Source organism: Shewanella gelidimarina (assembly GCF_023283945.1).
Classification (GTDB): domain Bacteria; phylum Pseudomonadota; class Gammaproteobacteria; order Enterobacterales; family Shewanellaceae; genus Shewanella; species Shewanella gelidimarina.
Genome location: NZ_JAKIKW010000029.1, coordinates 21629 through 44217, shown reverse-complemented (window position 1 = coordinate 44217; position 22589 = coordinate 21629). Strand labels below are relative to the sequence as shown.

Annotated in this window: 20 protein-coding genes and 2 pseudogenes; 14 read left to right on the top strand and 8 right to left on the bottom strand. The window is 42.6% G+C overall.

All coding sequences use genetic code 11. The features are described from left to right. Window positions 1-132 precede the first annotated feature (132 nt). The 8 genes and pseudogenes from L2729_RS19300 to L2729_RS19265 all read left to right on the top strand — a co-directional run bounded on the left by L2729_RS19300 (window position 133) and on the right by L2729_RS19265 (window position 6863). Window positions 133-708 (top strand): DUF2975 domain-containing protein, encoded by a 576-nt coding sequence (locus L2729_RS19300; RefSeq protein WP_248989726.1) that lies wholly within the window; start codon window positions 133-135, stop codon window positions 706-708. 9 nt (window positions 709-717) lie between these two features. Next, complete coding sequence (locus L2729_RS19295; RefSeq protein WP_248989725.1) at window positions 718-933, top strand: helix-turn-helix domain-containing protein; 216 nt, start codon at window positions 718-720, stop codon at window positions 931-933. A gap of 125 nt (window positions 934-1058) precedes the next feature. Next, window positions 1059-1244, top strand: a pseudogene (locus L2729_RS19290) (hypothetical protein); the annotation flags it as partial. 77 nt (window positions 1245-1321) lie between these two features. Further along, window positions 1322-1840 (top strand): DUF2799 domain-containing protein, encoded by a 519-nt coding sequence (locus tag L2729_RS19285; RefSeq protein WP_248989724.1) that lies wholly within the window; start codon window positions 1322-1324, stop codon window positions 1838-1840. Between the two features lie 171 nt (window positions 1841-2011). Beyond that, window positions 2012-2638 (top strand): annotated as a pseudogene (locus L2729_RS19280) (transposase); the annotation flags it as partial. Window positions 2639-2721: 83 nt separating this feature from the next. After that, window positions 2722-3699 (top strand): transposase, encoded by a 978-nt coding sequence (locus L2729_RS19275; RefSeq protein ID WP_248989723.1) that lies wholly within the window; start codon window positions 2722-2724, stop codon window positions 3697-3699. Window positions 3700-4300: 601 nt separating this feature from the next. Further along, window positions 4301-5869 carry an Ig-like domain-containing protein gene (locus tag L2729_RS19270; protein WP_248989722.1) on the top strand — a complete coding sequence of 523 codons (1569 nt, stop codon included), beginning with the start codon at window positions 4301-4303 and terminating at the stop codon, window positions 5867-5869. A gap of 97 nt (window positions 5870-5966) precedes the next feature. Continuing rightward, window positions 5967-6863 (top strand): AraC family transcriptional regulator, encoded by an 897-nt coding sequence (locus L2729_RS19265; protein WP_248989721.1) that lies wholly within the window; start codon window positions 5967-5969, stop codon window positions 6861-6863. Between the two features lie 538 nt (window positions 6864-7401). On the opposite strand, the gene L2729_RS19260 is transcribed toward L2729_RS19265, so the two are convergent. Continuing rightward, on the bottom strand, window positions 7402-8706 hold the full coding sequence (locus tag L2729_RS19260; protein ID WP_248989720.1) for a hypothetical protein: 1305 nt from the start codon (window positions 8704-8706) through the stop codon (window positions 7402-7404). A 605-nt stretch (window positions 8707-9311) separates the two neighbouring features. Between L2729_RS19260 and L2729_RS19255 the strand changes: the two genes are divergently transcribed. Further along, the gene (locus tag L2729_RS19255; RefSeq protein WP_248989719.1) at window positions 9312-9743 is read left to right on the top strand and encodes a hypothetical protein; all 432 of its coding nucleotides are present in this window, start codon (window positions 9312-9314) and stop codon (window positions 9741-9743) included. A 181-nt stretch (window positions 9744-9924) separates the two neighbouring features. Here the strand turns inward: L2729_RS19255 and L2729_RS19250 are convergent, their stop codons facing one another. The 4 genes from L2729_RS19250 to L2729_RS19235 form a co-directional block, all read right to left on the bottom strand. After that, window positions 9925-10569, bottom strand: coding sequence for a D-Ala-D-Ala carboxypeptidase family metallohydrolase (locus L2729_RS19250; RefSeq protein ID WP_248989718.1), 645 nt, complete (start codon window positions 10567-10569; stop codon window positions 9925-9927). A 216-nt stretch (window positions 10570-10785) separates the two neighbouring features. After that, a complete protein-coding gene (locus L2729_RS19245; protein WP_248989717.1) occupies window positions 10786-11103 on the bottom strand; it encodes a hypothetical protein in 318 nt (105 codons plus the stop codon). A gap of 682 nt (window positions 11104-11785) precedes the next feature. Further along, window positions 11786-12325: a hypothetical protein gene (locus tag L2729_RS19240; RefSeq protein WP_248989716.1), complete on the bottom strand. Its 540-nt coding sequence runs from the start codon at window positions 12323-12325 to the stop codon at window positions 11786-11788. A gap of 11 nt (window positions 12326-12336) precedes the next feature. Beyond that, the gene (locus tag L2729_RS19235; protein ID WP_248989715.1) at window positions 12337-13161 is read right to left on the bottom strand and encodes a cytochrome c3 family protein; all 825 of its coding nucleotides are present in this window, start codon (window positions 13159-13161) and stop codon (window positions 12337-12339) included. A 458-nt stretch (window positions 13162-13619) separates the two neighbouring features. Between L2729_RS19235 and L2729_RS19230 the strand changes: the two genes are divergently transcribed. Beyond that, window positions 13620-14354, top strand: a complete 735-nt coding sequence (locus L2729_RS19230; protein WP_248989714.1) for a winged helix-turn-helix domain-containing protein — start codon at window positions 13620-13622, stop codon at window positions 14352-14354. Then, the gene (locus L2729_RS19225) at window positions 14347-14865 is read left to right on the top strand and encodes a hypothetical protein (protein ID WP_248989713.1); all 519 of its coding nucleotides are present in this window, start codon (window positions 14347-14349) and stop codon (window positions 14863-14865) included. The genes L2729_RS19230 and L2729_RS19225 overlap by 8 nt, the downstream gene beginning before the upstream one ends. 375 nt (window positions 14866-15240) lie before the next feature. On the opposite strand, the gene L2729_RS19220 is transcribed toward L2729_RS19225, so the two are convergent. Then, on the bottom strand, window positions 15241-15810 hold the full coding sequence (locus tag L2729_RS19220; RefSeq protein WP_248989712.1) for a hypothetical protein: 570 nt from the start codon (window positions 15808-15810) through the stop codon (window positions 15241-15243). Between the two features lie 353 nt (window positions 15811-16163). On the opposite strand from L2729_RS19220, the gene L2729_RS19215 reads away from it, so the two are divergent. Next, complete coding sequence (locus L2729_RS19215) at window positions 16164-17402, top strand: DUF2325 domain-containing protein (protein WP_248989711.1); 1239 nt, start codon at window positions 16164-16166, stop codon at window positions 17400-17402. A gap of 102 nt (window positions 17403-17504) precedes the next feature. Here the strand turns inward: L2729_RS19215 and L2729_RS19210 are convergent, their stop codons facing one another. After that, entirely contained in the window at window positions 17505-17771 is a 267-nt protein-coding gene (locus L2729_RS19210) for a RebB family R body protein (protein ID WP_248989710.1), read from the bottom strand. A gap of 676 nt (window positions 17772-18447) precedes the next feature. On the opposite strand from L2729_RS19210, the gene L2729_RS19205 reads away from it, so the two are divergent. Together L2729_RS19205 and L2729_RS21740 are read left to right on the top strand one after the other, a co-directional pair. After that, window positions 18448-20229, top strand: coding sequence for a choline/carnitine O-acyltransferase (locus tag L2729_RS19205; protein ID WP_248989709.1), 1782 nt, complete (start codon window positions 18448-18450; stop codon window positions 20227-20229). Window positions 20230-20406: 177 nt separating this feature from the next. Next, on the top strand, window positions 20407-20949 hold the full coding sequence (locus L2729_RS21740; RefSeq protein WP_283104287.1) for a type II secretion system protein: 543 nt from the start codon (window positions 20407-20409) through the stop codon (window positions 20947-20949). A gap of 209 nt (window positions 20950-21158) precedes the next feature. Here the strand turns inward: L2729_RS21740 and L2729_RS19195 are convergent, their stop codons facing one another. Further along, window positions 21159-22436, bottom strand: coding sequence for an outer membrane protein transport protein (locus tag L2729_RS19195; RefSeq protein ID WP_248989708.1), 1278 nt, complete (start codon window positions 22434-22436; stop codon window positions 21159-21161). Between the last annotated feature and the right edge of the window lie 153 nt (window positions 22437-22589).

The window sequence follows — 22589 nt, the reverse complement described above, 5'->3', positions numbered from 1 at the left end:
TAAGACGGTAACTAATTATTGCATTATGATGCATTCGTGCTATTATTTATAGTGCCTAAATATTGATACTTATAACTTCGCCTGTATTGCCGTAAGTTTTAAAGTTTATAACGCTTTTCATTGGAGTACTTAATGGTAAATATAAAGCGACTTAGTAATTTTGCACTGTTGATTATTTGGTGCAGTTTATTTTGTGTGTTTGTTTTTAATAGTGCATATTGGATCTTCATTAACCATCATCCAGATGCTTCAGGAGCTCTTGTTTTTAATATTGGGGACTTACAGCTAGTTCTCGATGGGGCTTGGACTGATTCGTTAATCCCGAAAGAAATTACACTACCACTTTCAAACATCGAATCCTTAACTGGTTACATCCCATACATGTTACCTAAGTTGGCGGTAGTTTATTTGTTATGGAGTTTAATAAAACTATTCAGACTGTATAGGGACGGAAACATTTTTTTGACGGATAATGTAAAATGTTACAAAAATATTAGCTATATACTTATCGCTATACCTTTTATTGAAATGATTTCAAGTGGTTTACTAGGGCTTGTCACCACTTATGGTCAAGATGATTTAATGTTTTCTGTTAATTTCAGTAGCTCTTATATGGATTTGTTTCTAGTAGGGATAGTTGTCAGGGTTATATCTCATGTAATGGACATGGCGTCTAATATTCACGAAGAGAATATGTTGACTGTTTAAGGAAGAGCTATGAGTATTATTATAAATCTTGATGTTGTTCTTGCTAAAAGAAAAATGCGCTCGAAGGAGTTGTCGGCTTTGATCGGCATTACAGAGCAAAACCTTTCAGTATTGAAAAATAGTCATGCTAAAGCAATTAAATTCTCGACATTAAATGAGATATGTATGCATTTAAATTGTCAGCCAGGGGATATTTTAGAGTATAGAGGGAGTGATGACAATTAGGTACGTTGTTGATATTCTTTATATTAAAAGTAGGTTCTGTCGCCTAGTTGATTATGAAAGCTGAAGTGTTGGCGATATTCAGGCATTAATTTTAAATTTTAACGGTATGAAACTTAACTTCACGGACCGACAATATCCATCTTTGTCTTTCTGAATATATGCTGTTTATAATTGAGGGTTTGGCCGTTAAATATTTGAATAATATTGTAGAGAAGAGTCACCGGAGTCGACATCAGGGTGGGTTGAGTTTTGGTCTGTGTTCAAGCTTGGTCGAATGGTTTCCAACGAAGATATTGTGCCATAGGAACTAGTTGCCTCATTTATAGTGGCGAGCTATCTGTTTGCGACAGAATTAATTATTGAGCTTCAATTCTACGGTGGAAATGTAATGAAATTTAAAATATGTACTGCAATACTGGCTTTGGGAATGGCTCAATGTACAAGCTTAAACCAGATTCAATGTCAACATTCCAACTGGCATTCCTTTGGGATGACCGACGGTAACAGCGGAAAGTCATCTTCTACCTTAAATACATACATAGAAGACTGCAGTGAATTTGGACTGGCTGTTAATAGTGAGGAGTGGACTACTGGTTACCTAGTGGGGTTGGAGAACTACTGCCTGCCAGAAAATGGTTACAAACAAGGGTTAGAGGGTTCTAACTACAACGGGGTTTGTTCAAATAACAAATTTGTCAAACGGTACAACGAAGGTTACAAACAATTTGAGATAAAGAGTAAAATAGTTGCAATTCAATCCCGACTCAAAAATATAGAGTACGAACTTACCAAGGTTGATAATGAAGATAAGAGAAGCCTTAAGAACGAAAGGGACGATCTTGAAACTGAATTAATGCTGCTACGCATACAGACTGCTAATATTTTCTCTATACAGTTCCATTTATAGTGTTGTGAAATAGTTAATTTGGCCAGAGAATAAAAGGAAAATAAAAGGTGCCAGCCATAGTTAATGGCATAAATAACGACGACCAGCGAATAAAAAGTGCCAGCCATAGTCAATGGCATAAAGAATGAGCACCTACTAAGCTTTTGAAAGAGCATTTAACAAGGAGGTTGTATGCCAAGACCAAGACGAACCCTAATTAGCATTGAAGACACACCTTACTATCATTGCTGCAGCCGTGTAGTGAGGCGTGCTTTCTTGTGCGGTGATGATAAATATTCAGGTAAGAACTATGACCACCGTCGTGGTTGGGTTGAGGAACAAATACTCAAGTTAACCGAAGTGTTTGCCATTGATGTCGCGGCGTATGCAGTGATGAGTAACCATCTGCATATCGTGCTTTATATTGACCTAGAAACAGTGAATAACTGGTCAGATAGGGAGGTTGTAGAGCAGTGGCATAAGCTGTTTAATGGTACCGCGCTTACCCAAATGTTTACTAAAGGTGAAGTGATAGACGAGCACCTAGTTGTTCAGTTAAAACATCAAATAGCGATTTACCGCTCGAGGCTCTGTGATATTAGTTGGTTTATGAGGTGCCTCAACGAACCCATCGCCAGACAAGCCAACCTTGAAGATAACTGCACTGGGCACTTCTGGGAAGGACGTTTTAAGTCACAAGCTTTACTTGATGAAGCTGCAGTTCTGGCTTGCATGGCTTATGTTGAACTCAACCCTATTCGCGCCAAGATGGCGAGTACACCTGAGCAATCCGATTTCACCAGTTTAAAGCTAAGAGTAAACCAATCATAGACACCCATCATTAATTGCATGTTTTTGTGCCTCTTACTAAGCTTTAGTTATTGCTTAAGTAGGAGGTTGTTATGCCCCGTCCCAGAAGTACGCTGATTAGCCTAGAAGACACACCGTATTACCACTGCTGTAGTCGTGTGGTTCGGCGTGCCTTTCTATGTGGAGATGATAAGTTTACGGGCAATAATTATGACCATCGCCGTGGCTGGGTTGAAGTGCAAATACTGAAGTTAACAGAAGTGTTTGCGATTGACGTAGCAGCGTATGCAGTGATGAGTAATCATTTGCATGTTGTCCTTTATATTGACCTAGAGACTGCGAATAACTGGTCAGGTAGAGACGTTGTTGAGCAGTGGCATAAGCTATTTAACGGTACTGATTTAACACAGAAATTTATTAAAGGTGAAGTGATTGAAGAGTGTATGGTCGCATCATTAAAACACCTGATTGCGACGTACCGTTCACGCCTAAGTGATATCTCATGGTTCATGAGATGCTTGAATGAACCTATCGCCAGACAGGCCAACTATGAAGATAACTGCACAGGGCATTTCTGGGAAGGGCGTTTCAAAAGCCAGGCATTACTCGATCAAGCGGCAGTACTGGCCTGTATGGCCTATGTAGAGCTCAATCCTATTCGCGCTAAGATGGCTAAAACACCCGAACAATCAGACTACACCAGCCTGCAGCTGAGAGTGAATGCCGCTCTGAAGGGGAAACAACCCACCAAGCTCTTACCTTTTATCGGTAATGAAAAAAAGAACCAACCAAAAGGTATCAACTTCTCGCTTCAAGATTACTTAATACTTGTTGATGAAACGGGTCGAATCATTCGTGATGATAAACGAGGTGCTATTTCTCCTAATACAGAAAAGATACTGAATAGACTCAATATTCCTAGCGAAAACTGGCTCAAAATTACTACTGATTTTGGTAAGTTATTCCATGGTCCAGTCGGGTCGTTGCAAGAACTAACTCATTATTGTGAGCACTTAGAAAAGCGACGACGGCACTTTGCTAGTAGTTGCCAGTACCTCTCGGCAAGTTGAACCACCAACATAACAAACCCTTCTGTTTTTAGAGCATTCTAAAAGCAAACTTACTTTGTTTGAAATCCCCTAATTTTCTACTGAACCTACTTTTATGTCGGCTTTTACTTGAGTAAACAGTACCGATTAACGAACTACTGGCTTGATAATCGCTGTTGAGCTTCACGCAATGGTAATCGAGTCTTATGTGTCTGATTTATAATGGGTGGCTATAGAGAGAAGGGGGGCACCCACATCCGAACAATGAGGACTGCCTGTCCTTATCCTCTTTGCAATCTCTATGATTTATAATGGGTGGCTATAGAGAGAAGGGGTGCACCCACATCCGAACAATGAGGACTGCCTGTCCTTATCCTCTTTGCAATCTCTATGATGCGTCGATGTTGTGGCCTATTCGTTAATGATTAGCATTCGATGGGTCTCAGTAACTGCTTTGGCTCACACTCCTCTCTTTCGGTATTTAATCGGCAATTTCCAGACCCTTACTGACCTACTTTGACATGGGCTTTAGCATTAATTTAACAAATGAACAAGTTAATGCGCTCCGGGCTAAATCCCATACCTAGGGGCCAGTTGTATCAACTAATAAAGGGAAATGATGATGATGAAATTTAACGGGCCAAGTGCCCCACGCAAGACGCTCATTGCAGCTATGCTTCTCAGCCTTCTGAGTGCATGTGGCAGCGATGATGATAATGGAGATCCTGTAGTTCCTGGTAACAACCCACCGATTGCTAATCCGGTGGATGCAGAGGCCACTATAGGCAGCAACAGTATTATCGATGCCTTGGCCAACGATACAGATCCAGATGGTGATGCATTGACGATCAAAACCGTTACTGTGTCAGAGGGTACGGGAGCTGCATCGATTGAGGATAATATGATCTTGTTCGAACCTCTCGAGGTCGGTACTACCATACTCAATTACGTTATCTCAGATGGTAACGGTGGCGATGCTGAGTCAATAGTCACTGTTGTGGTGACATCGGGTGGGCTGGCCTATGTCGGTTCCAATACCTGCATTTCTTGCCATACGGATAAGGAATCTTATTTCGAGACAGGTCACAATTTCAAGCTGACTAAGGTCGAAGGGGAGGAACCTCTCTACCCATTCACCTCTCTTTCTGGTGCGCCGGAACTGTTGGATATAGACAATACTCTGGGTAACCCTGCTGGCTGGCAGGACATCAGTTACGTCATCGGTGGCTACAAATCTAGTGCGATGTTCATTGACCAAAATGGCTATATCATGTCCGGTGATAAAGCTGGCGTTGGAGTCGCTCCTAAAGGGGGGCAGATCCCATATGCGTATGCTTACCAACCTAATACCGCGCCTGATTCACATCCCTACGGTTACTGTGGCAGATGCCACACAACAGGTTGGCAGGATTACACTGAAAATGATAACCGCAACCTGAATAGACAAGATGATATGCCAGGAATGGATGGCACGTTTGCTATGACTGGGATTCAATGTGAAAGTTGTCATGGTGCGGGTAGTGAACATATTAAGACGCCGTCAAAACAAAATATTGTTAAGATTGCAGATGCACGTGTTACTGACGATTTCCTTGCAGAAGATATGGGGTATGGTAAGCCCGCGACCTGTACTGAGTGTCACACTACAGATGATGCCGTTAGGCGTTACCCGGAATATTTGTCTCCCTTTGACCAGGTCTTTGGCGAAGTTACCCAAGGTGCACGCTTGAGCCTGAACACAGGTTTTGGCCCCGAAGGACGCCGAGGTGGTCGTGGTGGCCGTCATGCGGGCACAACCATGATCGGTACCGATCCAGACACTGGTGTGGCAATGGGTAAGAAAAAGGACTTCACTTGTTCAACCTGTCATAACCCCCATAAGTCTGAAAAATATCAGGATCAGCCGGGTCATGATAACGCCATGGTGCGTGAGTGCACTGATTGCCATAACAAGGAGTTTGCCATTGCAGCTCCCGTTCATGAGTTCGTCGCTAAGTGTACCGATTGTCACATGCCTAGTGAGTCTCATCTGTTCAAGATCGATCTGGATGGTGCAAAAGATGACCCAAGACACTTCTCGGCAGATGGTGACTACATGAAGCCCTGGCTTCGTGCTTACGACAGCTGTTCAGGCTGTCATGAGGATGACTATGATGAGCGAGCCAATCGGATAGGGAAAATACACTTATAGTACTCTCTTGCTAGTACTCTTTGGCCAGCGGCGACTTGTCGCTGGCTAACCAGTCCCTTCACAGAAACTCTTTTAAGGAGGTGTTATAGTGGCATGCATGAACAATTGTGTTTCAATTCCCAACATTCACTACCGAGCTCCCTCTAAAGAGAACTCTGGTATCGAAGTTATGGATCTTGAGTGCTTTCGCGAAAGGCTCAGTCGCTACGATTTCGATCCCTACCAACCCCACCGAGTGAATTATTTCTGTTTCCTGTTCATCACCAAAGGCCAAGGGCAGCATCTAATCGACTTCAAACATTATCCTTACCAGTCGGGTAGTGTTATTTTTGTCAACCGCAATCAAGTACATGCCTTCGATCCCGAGGATGTACCTCAAGGTACGATAATTAACATTAGCACGGACTTTTTCTCCGATAGTGCTTCCAATATACGCACCTCTTACTTTGCACCGTTTCACCAAAGCATGGCGTCATCAGCAGTGCTAACGACACTACCCGCAGATTTAAAAGAGAGCTGCAACGTGCTGTTAAGAGAGGTGAAAAAGGCTATTTATGAGGGCGCTGACGATGATGTGGTGGTGCAGCTACTGCTCTCTAGCCTATTGATCAAATTAGGCCGGCAGAGAAAGAGTCATCTTAGCCACTTAAGCGAGCACCAAAAGGAGCGCTTCGATCTGTTTATCAGTCTAGTGGAACAACACTTCTTTGAGGCTAGGGAAGCCCTTCAATATGCAGAGTGGATGCACACTAGCTACAAGAACTTAAACCAGCTATGCAAATCATGCTGTGGCCGCACAACCAAGCAATTAATCGATTTTAGAATCACGCTTGAGATCAAACGCAAGCTCGTTATGGACGGTCTATCACTACAACAAACTGCTGATGACCTCGGTTTCGAAGATATTACCCATTTTAATAAATATTTCAAACGGTTAGTCGGTATCACTCCTGCCGCATATAAGCGAGAAAAGAACGCTGAAGAGCCACTGTAATAGCAGTGATTTATCGAACCAATCATTAATTACAAGTTTTGTGCCTCTTACTAGGGGCTGTTGATCTTTCGAGCTTAGTTTTTGTTCGATTCTTTACCATAAGGAATAATGATTTTAGGTCAAGGCTTGAGCGATTCTTTAGCAATCTAAGCGAAAGCGCGTAACGCATTCTAGTCATAAAAGACTAAAAGCATTTAAACGAACCCGAAGGGCCGCGCTTCTTGGCTATTTTGACTGTGTTGTAGGTTATTTGTGGAGAATGACTAAACGACATAGCCTCCGCCTTGTCAAAATAGCCAATAAACTGCGGCAAAAACAACCGTGAAAGATCAACAGCCCCTAAGCTTTAGTTATGATTTAACATGGGTGGCTATAGATCGTGATAGGTCGTGCTGCTTTGGTGTTAGGTTGGGATTAGAAGCTATATATATCGAAAAAGCGACCTTTTGGGTTAATGCCAGTAAGCTTAACTTACCGGCATTACAGCTTATACTGTCTTTTTTAGTTTTATCTGCAGTGATAAAAATCTTATATAAAACTAATCTTCAAGAAAAAAAGTCAGCTCCATATAGTTGGTTTGATAATCAAGCACACTGATTTCACCATCTGTCATGCGATTTCTGTCAGCTAATAACTTACGCCATTCATTTAATGTTTTAACTGAGTCGTATCCTCTAATACCAATTCGTAAATTAGGTAAATTAAGAGAGTCAAACTTTGCATCTAAAGCTGTTGGCAGTTTTAGATCTGGCATGCTACCCGATGCCCCGCCCCAAATAGCCCACTCGGCATGACCATCATCGGTAAATCCCGATAGAGTGATATGAGTCAATGCCACATCACCAACATTTGTAAAATCATATTGATAAGGGGCTTTCTCAGTAGATATTTCCGCTAATAATGCGTTAACAGAATCAACGAAGCCGTTTGTTGGATCCCAGAGAATAACCGGAGAAGTGGTGCCTTCTGATGTAACAAGGTGTCGCGCTGAGCTATAAGTTTCAGCGAGCTTATTAACCACGTATTCTTGACCATATACCGCCGGCCAAACATAATTTTTATTCGTTAATGTCGGATAAACAAATACCAAATCAGTTGAGCTGAAATTACGCCAACCATCAAACGATAAAGCATATAAGTACCTTGCGTTAATAGGGTTAACGTAATCAACTGCTACACCTTCGTGAGTAAAGTCGCTCAAGCCCAATGTATATTGGGTTTGATTGCTCAAATCAATACTGCCAGCGAGACTGCTCTGACCATCAGCTGCCACCAATTGCACATCGATTGGACCTGTACCATCACACCATTCTACTTTGGGATTACTAGCAAATGGCATCAATTCGAAGCGATTATCCCCCAGGTACAACATACTGTCAGGTGCATCGGCTATAAGTGACTGCACTGGAAATTCGACTTGTTTACAGTTACAACCTTCTTCGTTGTTATCATCCCTAAAATAGGTAACACCTAAATCACCTGCCTCAACATCAACAGTAGAGATAACCTTGCGTTCAGGCTGGTCTTTATAATAGATATTATTTTCAGCGGTTAAGGTGATATGTTCAGCGTTACTCGGCCAGTCAGCCGTGAGCACACCAGCGCTATTTGTTAGGTACTCAGCAATAATGTCACCGGCATTATTGTGCACAAAGACGTCAACACCTGACTTAGGTATTTCGATTCCACATTTATTATTAACCACTGTACTTAAAGTGATTTGTGGCACATTTCCGCCCGATGCCCCACCATTATCAGGGGAGCCTGATGAGTCATCTCCGCCGCCACAAGCAGTTAAAATCAATGCGGATATTGCTGTTAACGTCCATTTATTTGTTGTCATATTTTCTTCCTGAATATGCTGAAATACACTAAATAGTCAATTATTTAGCTTGGTAAAATGCGTTCCTTTAACGATCCTTGGGACTAACTTGAATCAAGGTGATAGAGGTAAAACTCAGATATAAGAACACTTATAAATGATTAAAGTTATATCGAACCTCTACGGTAATAGCACTGATTTAGGTCTGAAATTCGCAAAAATCAAACATTAACCACTGTTAATGGTATGTAAAGAAACACGGTCGTAACCGTACAGTGTTATCAAAAAAAGTCTATTACTTATATATTAAACCGATAATAGACAGCGATCATTAATGGGATGCTTAAATGAGAACACAAAAAACGCAGCTTGTGCTTAATGCCGATCATTTAGTAAACCAATCATAAACACCCATCATTAATTACAATGTCGGCTTTTACTTGAGTAAACAGTACCCATAAACGAACTGCTGGCTTGATCATCTCTGTTGAGCTTCACGCAATGGTAATCGAGTCTTATGTGTCTGATTTATAATGGGTGGCTTTAGTGATTCTTTTATGGCCGATGGTTGCATCTGGGATCGTTAGCTAGCAATATCTACCTTAATCCAGAATGACCCACGATCGATGAAAAAGACAAAGGCATATATGCAACAAGAACTTCCGATGACGATAGTGGCCGATGGCAATTTTTCCAATTCGCTTAAGCCATTATTGACCGAGCTGGAGATGTGGATCAATTTTCAGGCGTTAAAAGCAGATTGGTACGGTAAAGAAGATTGTGTCTTGTCTTTTTATTTTACCTTGGTCAGGACATTAGCAGAAAAACAGCAACTGCTGACGGCTGTGAGCGATGAGGGAGCTGAAAGTGGAGGGCGCTGGATTGTCGAATCGGGTTACGCTTATCACTATGACAGCAGCAGCCAGAAGACTCGCGCCTTTATTGCAGTTGATGACTTAGTACAGGGCGGTGTTGGTATTGAACAGGCGATAAAGGCAAGGTTGCTCAGTGTGGCTAATGCCGTGGGGATACAGCATGGGTTGTTGGCTTTGTCGTAAATGACGACTTAACCTCGATAATAGGATGTCTGCCTCCGCTTTTCGCTGTTCATTGACAGGAATCAACTCCGCGGCGAAAACCATCGGCTTCCTTGTCTTATCGTCGGCAGTAACGTCATTATGGCTTTTGTGAAATTAAAAATAACATGGCCACCCGTTTATTCACTCGAAAACACTAGCACTACCACTGGCGGAAGCCGCAGGTGTCGATATGAAACCGAATACCGCCATAGATACCCAAGCCGGCCTGATATTTCTGCCCTACCTTACGATGTATCTCCTTAAGCTTTGACATTAATTCCTCGCGGGAATAGCTCTTAACCGGCACCATATCCAAGGCGCAGAACTGCATGTGCTTGCTCTGTCCGGCACCGCCAGCGAGGCGATTATACTCATCGGAACGGTCGCCAGAGACCGGAATCACATCGCCGATAATAGGCACGATTTCCTTCTGTAAAAAGATCAGCGTATTAGCCATGCTCTGCCATTGTTCGACCTCGGGAAAGGTAAAAACAGAGGTGCCTTTCATCTCCCAACTAGTGCCTTGCAACATTGCTAAGTAAATAGGAATAACATTCTCGACGCCCTGCTTAGCAAAGAATGCTGTTATCTCATCGTAGCGATCTTCGACGTCGTTAATAATCAACCAGCCATGAAAGGCGTCGTAGGTTGGCACCGGATAGCCCTGCACATTAACGAGCAAGTCTTCTTCGGTGAGCTTAATATCTAGCTGATAGATTTTATCGAGGGTTTGCTTATCGACATCGGCGACCGTGGTGATAGGCATCACCACCAGTAATAACAGTATTATTCGTAAAACATTCATATCCATTCCCTAGGCCGTCAATAGCAATTAAAGGCCGATCGCCTTTGATTGAGTATAGGATGGATATCACACATTCTAGATCACTTCGCGATCTGCTTTCGCTTGCTATTGACCCACTTAAAAAAACAACAGGGCCACTCATTACTATTTTTAACTCGGCCACAAAAAAGCGCAGCTTGTGCTGCGCTTCGGTTCTAATATGGTTAACGTGAAGAGTTAATAATTCTGCAGCGAGAGCATCTGTTTAATCTGGGCTTTTTCAGCATCGGTAAGCATAGTCTCGTGGGCGACTTGCATGTTAGTTGGGCAGGCATACTCATTGTCTAAAACCTTATCAAACACCTGGAAATGGCTACCTGATACTGTCTGATATTGGCAAATGAGTAAGTTATCATCAGTTTTAGAGTTCACTAAATTGGCTGTTACCGCAGTATTTAAAGAGGCGTGAGCGCTGCCGATTGAGATAAACAAGGTCAGAGCGATAGTGGTTACCGTTTTTACTGCTGTTGCTAACATCTTAGTTAATCGTTTCATCTGTCGCCTCTGCTTAATCATCCTAATTTGATCATTAATATAACGACAGTATGCTGTACGGGAACTTAACGATTTATTAACTGATCACTAAAAATAACATGGCCACCCATTATTATTCGTTGTTTCCTCACTTGACCACTTGACCACTTGACCACTTGACCACTTATCCGATGAACGTACTTTTGACAGGTTTAAACCTGAGGTATTAAATTGACTTGAATCCCTTTGATAACCCACTCGCTTTAACTTACCGCAGCCTGTTTTATTTATAACATTAATTGAGACGACAACAATCCTGACACCGGGGGCTATATGGATATCGGAGGTAGGATCCTAGGGATGGGCGAAGGTTGAATAATGCAGGAGCAATTATCGAGAGTAACGTATGGAGCCATTACCGAGGAGGAATATATAGACCTTGCCTTCAGCGCTTTGAATTCGCGGTGAATGAGCAGAAAGTTAATGAAATTGGTATTATTTGGTGAGTACAAAAAAAGGAGAGGGCAAGCCTCTCCAAAAGTGGGGACGGTAACAATTTACTTACTATTTAGACATTTAAACGATGACTAACATTTAGCAATGGGAAACGGCTTTATACTAAGATCAAGGTGATGAGACCCAGGCTCTCAATGGTGATAAACACCAAGTTTGTATAAAGCAGGAACACAGTAAAAATTTACTTTTACACTGCCGGTGGTGGAAGAACTTCCAAGTCATTGCTGCTTAAAGCGCCCTTTATTTCAATGGCGACCTTATACTTTTGTACTGCGTCAGGAGTTGCATCGCTGCTCCAATCCAACCCAGGGGCCTCGAAGGTGTAGCTTCCTTTCGTGGCAGTTTCGGTGAGTAAACCTTCACATTCACTGGCTTCACTACCGCACTGATATGACTTGCTTAAATGCCAACGTTTCCATGCCTTAGCCTTAGTTGATGGGTCATCATGGTCCGGAAAACCAAAGTAGACAATTCGATACTCTTTAGCATTCGTGATAGCCATCTGGTCGGCATCGCTGAGGCTAAAGCTTAAGGCACCACTTACACCATCAAAACTCGCTAATTCTAATTCTATGGTTGCCGCTTTAGCAACGTCAATCGTTGTCGGCACTACCACTACTGGTGGTGTCACTGGATCTACAGGAGTAACAGTATCATTATCATCACTGCCACAGGCTGTGGTCATTAGCGCACCAGTTAAGAGTACGCTGAAAAGTTTATAGTTCATGACGCGCTCCTTTAGTTGAAGTGGCCGGTATGACAAGTAGTACATTCCATATCGGATTTAACGCTGGCAGCTGAGCCCATTGTTGAATCGACACCATGACAACTCTTACAGGCTTGTGCTTCATCCGAAGGCATAGACGCAGGTAGAAGACTAAGATCTTCACCGCCATGGGCACGATTTAACAGTTCTACAAGGTGGAAGGTAATAGATGCTGACAGACGCTTACAACGTTCACCCTTCTGAGAGAAGGTTTTACCCGATGCTTTAGACCAGTTACTGATTGATGAGTGACAAAGAACACTGTTAGCAACAGATGGCTTGACGACCTCTGTTGTTGTCTTTTCTTCGGTAGAACCGATTCCCGCAACAAACTCAGGCGAAGATAGTGGAAGTTCGGTATTCTCATAATATCTGAAAGTTGAGCCGATAACCGCCGAGTTTTGGCCATTAAGACCATCAAGAATGTTCACTAACATACCGGTAGCATTTAGGTTACCGCAGATAGTACCTTGTCCTATGATGCCAGCCCAACCATATCCGGCCAATGCCGTTGGAATGGTCTTGAAATTGGCTGCATCGGCACTAGTTGAATTAGCTAACATAGTGACAATAGAATGGAAAATCTGATGCATACAACCGCCGCCAGTTTCATAGGCGAGTTTAGCCGTTGCCATTGCGTCTAGTGGAACATACATAAGTTTGTCCCCTAGCTCTAAATGGAAGTTTCCGTCTGCATCTGTCGCCGCGAATGCTGAGGTTCCCATAAGGGTGGCACCTGCTGCAGCTGTACTGATACCAATAATTTTGGTTAATGCTTGTCGTCTGTTAATGGTCATAATCATTCCTGCGTTATTTTTATATGGTTAACTATAAAGTGACTCGGTCAGGGTTGACTTCATCACCGTTTGACATGGAATAAGTTTGCGGGGTCTGGATCATAAATAGTGTGATCTTCGGCAGATGAATATTTAGCTTGATTAGAAAAAACTTTTGAACCAAATGAGAATCGCCACAATGTCATTTATCGATTAGGACCCCTGTCAGTATCGGCTTTGCAGAGTAGAAACGGTGATGAATCACTGCATTTGTTAAATTCATGTTAATTCGCTCATTATGAAGATGAATCCCAGACCTTCTTCATCTATTCAACAGTGTGACTTTATTCTCAAAATTGTCATCATTCTGCCTCTAAGGGGGTATTTAATAGTGAATTTTTATAGGAGATAGGGGGGATCACAGAAATCATTAGTTTTATTGCATATTATTTTACTGTTACCTTTTAACGGATCTATCTATGCAACTGGGCAGCTGTCAGTTTGATATTCAGCGAGAGCAACTAAAGAATCTGGACAGTGGTGATGTATGGCACTTACCCAGGGCCGAGTTACAGGTACTTAAACTGCTTATTGCCAATCGAAACCGGATTGTGGCTAAGCATAAATTAGGTGCTGCCGATGAAGAGCATCCTCCTTTGAGTGATTCTTCAGTGACTCGCGCCGTGTTTATGTTGCGTTCTTTCTTAGGGCCTGAGCATGAGCAGTTGATTGAGACGGTAAAGAGTAAAGGGTATCGGTTACGAGGCGAAGCGAAGCGTATTCAGTGGACACAGATAGCTAAGGTTAAACGTTGGCTCATTTTCGCTGTGTTGATAACGATTATCGTCATTACCATTGGGCTCGTGAGGCAGTTTTCAAAGAGTGGTTCGACTACCGAGCCTTATAATGTTACGGCACTCACGCTCTTATCTGGTCAGCAGATAAACCTGATTAGTTACTCAAAATCTAAAACAAACAATGAGTCATTAATGAGAGTTATTACGCAATTTTCTGCCGGCTTCAAAGGGTGCTATTCAGCGCCATGGCAAGATATTTATCTATCTTTATCCCATGATAAACAAGTGTTTAATATCACCATGAGAGGGGAGAAGTTGGGTCTGTCGGTCGTCAGAAATCTTAAGTTATCTGATTTCCGTCATCATAAGCAATTTATCACTCAAGCTTGGTTAGATGAGGTGGCGCTTTGTGAATAGAAAATTACTTTGGGGTGTCAACTCCGCTATCTTAGCGCTGCTATTAATTAGTTTTTCTATCAGCTATCGGTATCTGAATCCGAGTGAGACCTTGATGTTAAATTGTAGCTCTGAGTTATTCGATAGACATAAAGGCGATACAGAGAAGGGGCGAAATTATCTACTCGTCGATGTGACTGCCAAGGGAGAACAGGTACAGTTTAATTATCGATACTTCAACTTTGACGGCAGTGCGGCCGGTAATATCAGGATGAAAGGGAGTTTGTTAAATTACGATAGCGATGCCCAGAGGTACTCTTTTTCTGTTAAGACCAAAGAGGAGTCGATGGTCAATGATCAGAGACAACCTGAACATATGCAATACCTTTCCTATGTGAGTTCATTTAACCTAGATAATAAAGGGATGCATAACCTGACTCTAGAAACATTAGATCTCGATGAGCAGAAAGATTACGCCATAGTCCTGTTTCAGCCAAGCAACACGGTCTGTGGCTGTCGTCTGTTGCTTTAGTTGAGTTGGTAGAGTGAGGTACGCTAGTTATGTTAGCCAGTTTCAATTGCAGAAGTTATCCAGTCGCTGACTTATCAGTGATAGCTATCATCAAAGATATAGATAACGAGACCCAAACCACTTCAAAATGCAGGATTTAGCACCACATGGTCACCCATAGTTAACTCTAAGTGATTGGGTGTTTTTGGATATGCGTATTCGTCAGTATTTAGTGACGACTTGTTACGGGATTTTGGTGTAAATCAGATGCTTAATAACATGGGCAGCCATTGTTAAACCTAACTAATGTGGTGTTTTGGATATGCGTGTTCATCACTATTTTGAATAACATGGCCAGCCATTGTTAAATATCAGGGTTATATACACAGCTACATTTTACTCTGACTCTGACGGATCGAGTGCTATGACAAACAAGCAATTAAAGGTTATTTGGCCGATATCAATATTTGACATGTCTACCATCCCAGAAAGTCGCACAGTTCCGGTCTGGCCCTCAAAGCGACCTGTACCTTCTAAAATTGCATTTTCGTTGCTGGCAGCTCCCGTGATGTGAGTTATGGATTGGCCATCTGGAGTCACTGTAGGCTGTGTGACGGGCTGAACGCTTGTGTTTCCTCTGGTGATGAGTGTGCCTTGGGGGAAATTGAAGTATGTAGTGCCAACCAATGCAAGTCCGTCGCCAACGCTGGAAATCATCGACAAGCAGTCGACTGCTGTACCAATCAAATGACCATTTTCGCCATTGTACAGATCGACTGCGAAACAAGTAGCGTCATCTTCAATACCATCACCGTCAATATCCGGTACCTTAAGTAGCTCCCCATTCCCAGTACCAACCAAGTTTAGGACCATTACATTTCCTCCGCCTTGATTTTGTCCTAAAGCATCTGATGAAACACTTATAAAAATAAATGAAACCAGTGCAATTATAATTTTTATATTCATAGTTGTATCCTTAATGATATAGATTACATGTGCGATAAAAGCAGCATAAATCGTGCCCTATTTTAATTAACTGGTTTTATTAGTTTTACTTTTTTGTAATTGAAAACTCAGGAGAGGGTGAACACATAATCTGTTCAATGTGAACACTTATGGAGTTAAGTGCGAGATGCTTGATTAAGAAAATAACATGGTCACCGATTATTATTCTTTCGCGAAAAATATTCTCAAGTAATACTTCCCATTTATGCGAATGATAACTATTATCATTGTTGTGTGTCGTTACACTGATGCCATTGACGACTCAATCATTGCTTAAAGGCAAGTTTAACGGCGACAGGATTAAGGAGGACTGCATGTGTGATATCTCAGCCACTGGAACACAGGCATTTAATTGCTTTAAAGGTAAACGTAAACTGTGGGAGTTAAGCGCTAAACTGCTATGTCCTGTTATCGGTACCTGTTTGACGACATCTGAGATCCGTAAGCTGGCAGAGAAAATTGTCGACAAAGAACAGGCTCGAAAAAGTGATTACTGGCTACACACTTGGATCGTTTCCAACTGTGACGTTAAACATCACCTGTCTTTGGCGGTACAAAAGCACCTAGATAAAAAGTTTACTGCCGCTATCACGCGTTTTGGTCTGATTAAATGTCGCGATGAGCTCAAACCTGTCTGGCAGCAACATATAGATCGAGGAGCCAGCGCCGAAGCCCTATGGGCACTGTTAACGCACCCTTTGTGTGATCTGACTATTGAGGAAATGGCTTATGAAACCATTCATATGTTGTCCCACCAGATTGGGGCTGGCCAACGTGCCGATCTGAAACGTCTACACACTGTTGAAAAGGAGCTGTTAGAACTGAAAAAATCGTCAGATAAAAGTCAGCAAAAATCACATCAGACGATCTCTAGCAAAGAGCGGCAGCTGGGTGATCTACAACAACAGCTGGCTGATATTAAGGCGGACAATTTGCAACTTAAAGAGCACTGCCAGCGCCTAGAACGGCAAGGAAATAATAATGCAGCGGCGCTTGAACTAAAGCAGCTACAGAACGAAGTGGCGAGTAAAAATACTTCGCTCGAGATTTTAGATAAACAGAAACTGCAGTGGCAGCAAAAACTGCAACACAGTGAAGATAACATTTTGGGTTTAACTCAAAAATTGCAGCTACAGAGGCAAGAATCCCGATCCCTAGAGGGGTTAGTAAAGCAGAGTCTGTCTCCCTGTAATAAATGCAGCGCGGCTTCTTGCACCGATTGTCCAGATCTTAAGGGTCTGAAAATTTTATGTGTTGGTGGCCAGCAGCGCATGACTGAACAATACAGGGAGCTGGTGTCTCGTTGTAATGGCGAGTTCAGCCATCATGATGGCGGCGTCCAAGACCGTAGCAAGCGCTTAGATGCCATGTTGTGGTCTGCCGATGCGGTTATTTGCGCCTCCGATTGCATCAGTCACGACGCCTACTACAGATTGAAGCGATTCTGTAAGCAACATAATAAGCGTCACTTGTTCATCCCCTCTTCTGGCATATCAAGCTTTGCTAAAGCGATGGATGATGTGGCCAATGAAATAAGCTGCGTCAACTTATAATGAATATCATGGGCACCCATTATTAATTGTTGCCGTTATGCAGTTTAAGACTCTGGTGATATTGGCTAGTTTTCCTAACCAATATCGACAGAGAGATTAACCTTATCGGTAAATCTTTGCAGTGCCTTCCGCTGCCGATGCGACATCGATACCAAACATGGTATTTACACCCTGCACAAGTGCAGCCTGAGCCGTAACGCTGTTGTTTTGCTGGCCAGTTGTTGCGTTGTGAGCCGCATTCGACAACGCCTGACTGGTCGCTAGCATGAAGTTACCGGTTGCTACAGCCGGCGCATCACCAAGAACCTTAGTATTTACCTGGGATACCGAGTCGGTGATTTGACTGTTTACTGCTGTTGGCAATGCCATCGTTTATTCCTTTTCAAATCGTTAAGTAGAGCGGCCTTCATGGCCGAAAGTTTGTCCGCCTATCGCGAGGTTATATCTACGCTTTCTAGGACCGCTTAAGCAAAAATTTTACTCGTCGAAATAGCCGTGGACGCTGTATCTAAATAACATGGCCATCCAATGTAGTTGTCTAGCGAGCAGAGCCAAATTATTTCGAGTCATTACTTTAGCTAAGCTTGTTCATAATGACCTTCCGATAACATTCCCTGACCTAAATAACATGGCCTCCCATTATTAATTGTTGTACTGCTAAACACATTATTGGTTGAACGATCAATTGATAATCATCAAAGTAGTTAGTGTTCTAACTATCAAGTATTATCTTTAACGTGATCAGTGTTGAGTAATAATCAAATAAAGTGGAGTTTTGGCAAGTAAAGCGTAATGTACTGCTCGAAACTCGCTATTTGTCGGGCTTTAGGTTATTGCCATAGCAATGGAAATTACTAGAAAATTACAGTTCAAACTATTTCAGCTGTAACTATTTTGGTTGTCATTATCTTCCGGGTGAGAGACCAGTAATCGATTTTTATAAGAGGCTTTGCCCCAGACAAATCACTCAGGCTGCGCGCATTTGTCAGCATTCATTTATGAGAGTTCATCAATATATATGTCGTTGAGCAAAGGAGTCGAAAGATTGTTAGGGAACACATTTAGCTGTCAAAAAGAGTTACCAGTCATGCCGGTGCCGGACTTAAATATCGCCTGCCGTAAACTCATTGAATGGTCAGAGCCGTTATTAACGGAACAAGAGTCAACGAAGACCAAGCAAGTGATTGAACAGTTTCTTCAGCCTGGCGGAGACGGTGAAAAACTGCAGAATGAGTTGATTGAATGGGCTCAGCAACCCTCCATTGGGAACTGGTTCGCCCCCGTTTGGCGCGATTTCTATCTGGCGTGTCCCAAATCGCTGGTGATTAACAGCAACGTATTTTATTACCTAAAAAGTAAGCTTGATGAAACAACACATTCACAGGCTAATATCGCAGCAGCGCTGATTAGCTGTGTTTATCATTTTATCGCCTTGATTGATAAAAAAGAGCTCTCGGTTGATAGGCAGAAAAACCTACCGCTATGCATGAATCAGTATCGCCATCTTTTTTCCTCAACAAGAATACCGCACCAAGGGACGGACGAGTTCAAAACTTCATCGTCCAGAAAGCACCTCGTCATCATGCATCATCAGCGTATCTACAAACTCGATATCATTGATGACAATGGAAATATCCTCTCTCCCTCTGCGATTGAATTTGAGTTGAATTGTATTCTATCTCCCTCAGAGCAAGGACAAAATTTAGGTATGCTGAGCAGCATGCTTCGTGATCAATGGGCAACAAGCCGAGCAGATTTACTTCAAATATCGGCTGATAATAAAAAAGCGATGACAGCTGTGGAAGAAGCCGCGTTTGTTTTGTGTCTCGATGAAAAAAGCCCGCAAGAAATCACCGAAGTCTCAAAGCAATTACTCCACGGTGCGGGTCAGGATCGATTTTTCGATAAGTCGCTACAATTTATCGTTTTCAAAAATGGTAAGACTGGGATTAATTTTGAGCATACCGGGGTTGATGGCTCTGTGATGCTGCGTTTGATTGAGCATGTCTATGACACGATTGATAAGGTTTCTTTTGATCAAAGCCCTGTCCCTTTACAGACTGAACAAGCTGCTTGCCCCAACGTTAAAGAGATTGAGTTTGATCTAAATGATGCGCTGAGACAGACAATTTCGACAGCGGTAGATTCGTTTAAGCAGCACACAGCCAATACCCAGACGAGGGTGTTAAATTTTACTCAGTTTGGCAAAAACCAAATAAAACAGCTTGGTGTAAGTCCCGATGCGTTCGTTCAGTTGGCGCTGCAGCTCGCTGAATATAAGATTTATGGAAAGTGCTACAGCGCCTATGAGGCGGTGATGACGAGAACTTTTCTCGATGGACGCCTCGACGCTTTACATACTGTTTCTCATGAGTCGATGGCCTTTATTCACAATATATGTAACGCCGACTGCAGTGCTCAGACGAAAATAGATTCGCTCATAAAGGCTGCTCAAAAACACGTTGAAAGGGCAAAAGAATGCCGACTCGGTCTTGGGATTTACTCCCACTTTATGGCGCTACAATACCGCTATAAAGAGGCTGGGTCTGACATCGGAATTGATAAGCTACCAGAAATATTTACAGATAAAGGCTACCAGGCATTAACGCACAGTGTGGTTTGTACCAGCACTACGTCAGACTACGGTGTAGAGCTGGCGGGTTACGGGCCGCTTGTTGATGACGGCTACGGGATCCGCTACTTTACGCGCAGTGACTCCATCTGCTTTAATATGACAAGTCGAAGTGCAATGCAGGGCAAACTCGAGCAGATGCAGATTAATATCGAGCAGTCGTTACTTGAAATGGCAACTTTGATGCATCGCTAAAAAATAACATGGCCACCTATTGTTGTTCGTTCATCCATCCTTTTGCAAAGCTCATTACGCTACAAAGTGTAGATAGATTCTTTAGTTTGCCCTGACCAACTTATTAATGAGACAGTTTGAACTGCAATCAAATTGTTGTACCCACCGACATTAAAACAGTTGCCGATTGACCAAGATATGGCTATTAATATAAGTATCTTTACGCAAAGCTCAATTAAGGGACAAATGAAATACGGAAATAAAAATGGCTTTACTCTAATTGAGCTCGTTGTGGTAATCATTATTCTTGGTGTGCTTGCTGTCGTTGCCGCACCTAACTTTATTAACTTAAAGAGTGATGCTGTACTCGCCAATATGGAAACGCTTGAGGGTACATTAAAGTCAACAAACCAATTGGTTTACTCCAAGGCCGTACTCGAAGGGCAAGAAAAGTTAGAGCAGGGTTCTATCGTTAATAATGGCACTACCATTATGACTTCCTTTGGTTATGTTGCGGCAACATCAACCAATATTCCTAATGCTATTGAAGGTTCATTTGAAGCTATCACGTTTGCTGATGACTCTTTTGAAGCTGACTGGGGCCTTCTTCCACTTGCGGGTTTTGCCGTTGTATTCCTCCCTAAAGGTTATAGCATCGCAGACAACTGTTTATTGCTGTATGCAGTATTGCCAGCATCGAATGATCCACTATTCTACCTGCCTTTAACTAGTGATTGTTAGTGGTAAAGTAAAAGTGAGATGGGCACCTATTATTAATGGTTAGGCTCAGAGGAATACTGGTAAGCCTAATAAGACACCGCTTTTTATCATTGTATCTCTGGTGTTGTCCGTAAAGCCTTTTGATGTGGAAAATATGCCATTCAGCTTCCTGAAGGCATATTTTTAGCTGTTTTTTAGGGGCTTTGTTTGCCCCATTTTAACCAAAGAGTCTAAAAAGTACGGTTATATTGTAATCCGACCATCATGGCATTGGCATGACTCGTTGCCGTAAGATTTGTGGCCAAATAGGTACCACTGGCGATATCTATTGGGATCATAGGTTTTGATTCCACCACACTTACATCTTGGCCTAATACATAAGTAAACCCAAAATCCATATTGGAGTTTTGCGTTATCTGGTATGTAAAACCGCTTGAGAAAAATTGTCTATCTGAATCCGGTACCGAAATAGAGGTCAATTGATCTTGTGCGCTGACATCGTACAGATAACCAGCTCTAAGGGTCCAAGCATTATTCAGGTAGTAAGTGGCGCCGATAGCGTAGTGCCAACCATCTTTCCACTCATAATCATTCAGCGTGCCACTGGTCTCGGCGTCCAGACGGTCAAACACGCTCCAACCTATCCATTGAATACTATAATGTAGTGCGATATTGGTGTTTTTGAGGTGATGGAAACCAGAAAATTCAACCATGCTTGGCAGGGGGATCAGCAGTGTATCGTCGATAGGTCCTGACTCAGGTAAATAGCCCGCGTAATCGACATCGCCCTCAGTTTCCATTTCTGGGCTATAACGATAAGCCAAACCAAAGCGGTTATTATCATCGAACTCGTACACAGCGCCTAGATTAAATCCCAGTCCCCAACCTTTAGCATCGACAGTCAGTAGATTAGTGTCTGTCGGCTGTAAACTCCTTTTGAGCTTACCTGTACTGGCAATGATATCCAGCCCAGCCCCAAGGCTAACATGCTCATTAATCCGATAAGAGGCGGATAAACCAAGATTGTAACTCTTAACTTCACTCTGGCCACCAAACTCACCAGCAATGTAATCATCGCTATATTCTGTTTTAGTACCAAAGTTGGAATACGCGTTAATGCCCCAGGCAAACTGGTCATTGACTGGCATGATAAAGTGAATATTAGGTACGATAGTCATGTCGCCAGCATCATCATAGTTTGCTGATTGAACCGAGCTATCGACGAGAGCTCCCTGGCTATATAACTCTCGGGTATAAAGCGCATCTTTAACTTCGATCATGGAAGTGATGCTGATGAAACCCACTGACAAAGCGGGCTCATTAAACAGCGCCATGGTGGCGGGATTACGCGACATAGAGGACGCGTTATCTGCAATGACTGCATCTCCAGCAAATGCGCGTCCCAGGCCAACGTTTGATTGTGCATTTAGCTGAAAGCCAGCGCAATATGCCTGTTGTGAAAACAATATCGTTGCGCCAATAATAACCTTCTTATTCAATCGACTCATCTCCCTCATAGTTTACTATCCTTTAGAACCTGCTCTTTCCGAGCTTATCGAATTAGGTTTACCGTACTTGCTTTGACTGAATAAATGCCTGCCATGCAGGCCGACGTTTAAATAGGACGCAGATAGTATGTGAATATAAGACTAATTAATGAA

Coding starts and splice junctions, on each gene's coding strand:
- L2729_RS19300 (WP_248989726.1), top strand. CDS start 133: ATGGTAAATATAAAGCGACTTAGTAATTTTGCACTGTTGATTATTTGG.
- L2729_RS19295 (WP_248989725.1), top strand. CDS start 718: ATGAGTATTATTATAAATCTTGATGTTGTTCTTGCTAAAAGAAAAATG.
- L2729_RS19230 (WP_248989714.1), top strand. CDS start 13,620: ATGCAACTGGGCAGCTGTCAGTTTGATATTCAGCGAGAGCAACTAAAG.
- L2729_RS19250 (WP_248989718.1), bottom strand. CDS start 10,569: ATGAATGTTTTACGAATAATACTGTTATTACTGGTGGTGATGCCTATC.
- L2729_RS19215 (WP_248989711.1), top strand. CDS start 16,164: ATGTGTGATATCTCAGCCACTGGAACACAGGCATTTAATTGCTTTAAA.
- L2729_RS19240 (WP_248989716.1), bottom strand. CDS start 12,325: ATGAACTATAAACTTTTCAGCGTACTCTTAACTGGTGCGCTAATGACC.
- L2729_RS19275 (WP_248989723.1), top strand. CDS start 2,722: ATGCCCCGTCCCAGAAGTACGCTGATTAGCCTAGAAGACACACCGTAT.
- L2729_RS19195 (WP_248989708.1), bottom strand. CDS start 22,436: ATGAGTCGATTGAATAAGAAGGTTATTATTGGCGCAACGATATTGTTT.
- L2729_RS19220 (WP_248989712.1), bottom strand. CDS start 15,810: ATGAATATAAAAATTATAATTGCACTGGTTTCATTTATTTTTATAAGT.
- L2729_RS19255 (WP_248989719.1), top strand. CDS start 9,312: ATGAAAAAGACAAAGGCATATATGCAACAAGAACTTCCGATGACGATA.
- L2729_RS19210 (WP_248989710.1), bottom strand. CDS start 17,771: ATGGCATTGCCAACAGCAGTAAACAGTCAAATCACCGACTCGGTATCC.
- L2729_RS19245 (WP_248989717.1), bottom strand. CDS start 11,103: ATGAAACGATTAACTAAGATGTTAGCAACAGCAGTAAAAACGGTAACC.
- L2729_RS19265 (WP_248989721.1), top strand. CDS start 5,967: ATGAACAATTGTGTTTCAATTCCCAACATTCACTACCGAGCTCCCTCT.
- L2729_RS19270 (WP_248989722.1), top strand. CDS start 4,301: ATGATGAAATTTAACGGGCCAAGTGCCCCACGCAAGACGCTCATTGCA.
- L2729_RS21740 (WP_283104287.1), top strand. CDS start 20,407: ATGGCTATTAATATAAGTATCTTTACGCAAAGCTCAATTAAGGGACAA.
- L2729_RS19260 (WP_248989720.1), bottom strand. CDS start 8,706: ATGACAACAAATAAATGGACGTTAACAGCAATATCCGCATTGATTTTA.
- L2729_RS19235 (WP_248989715.1), bottom strand. CDS start 13,161: ATGACCATTAACAGACGACAAGCATTAACCAAAATTATTGGTATCAGT.
- L2729_RS19285 (WP_248989724.1), top strand. CDS start 1,322: ATGAAATTTAAAATATGTACTGCAATACTGGCTTTGGGAATGGCTCAA.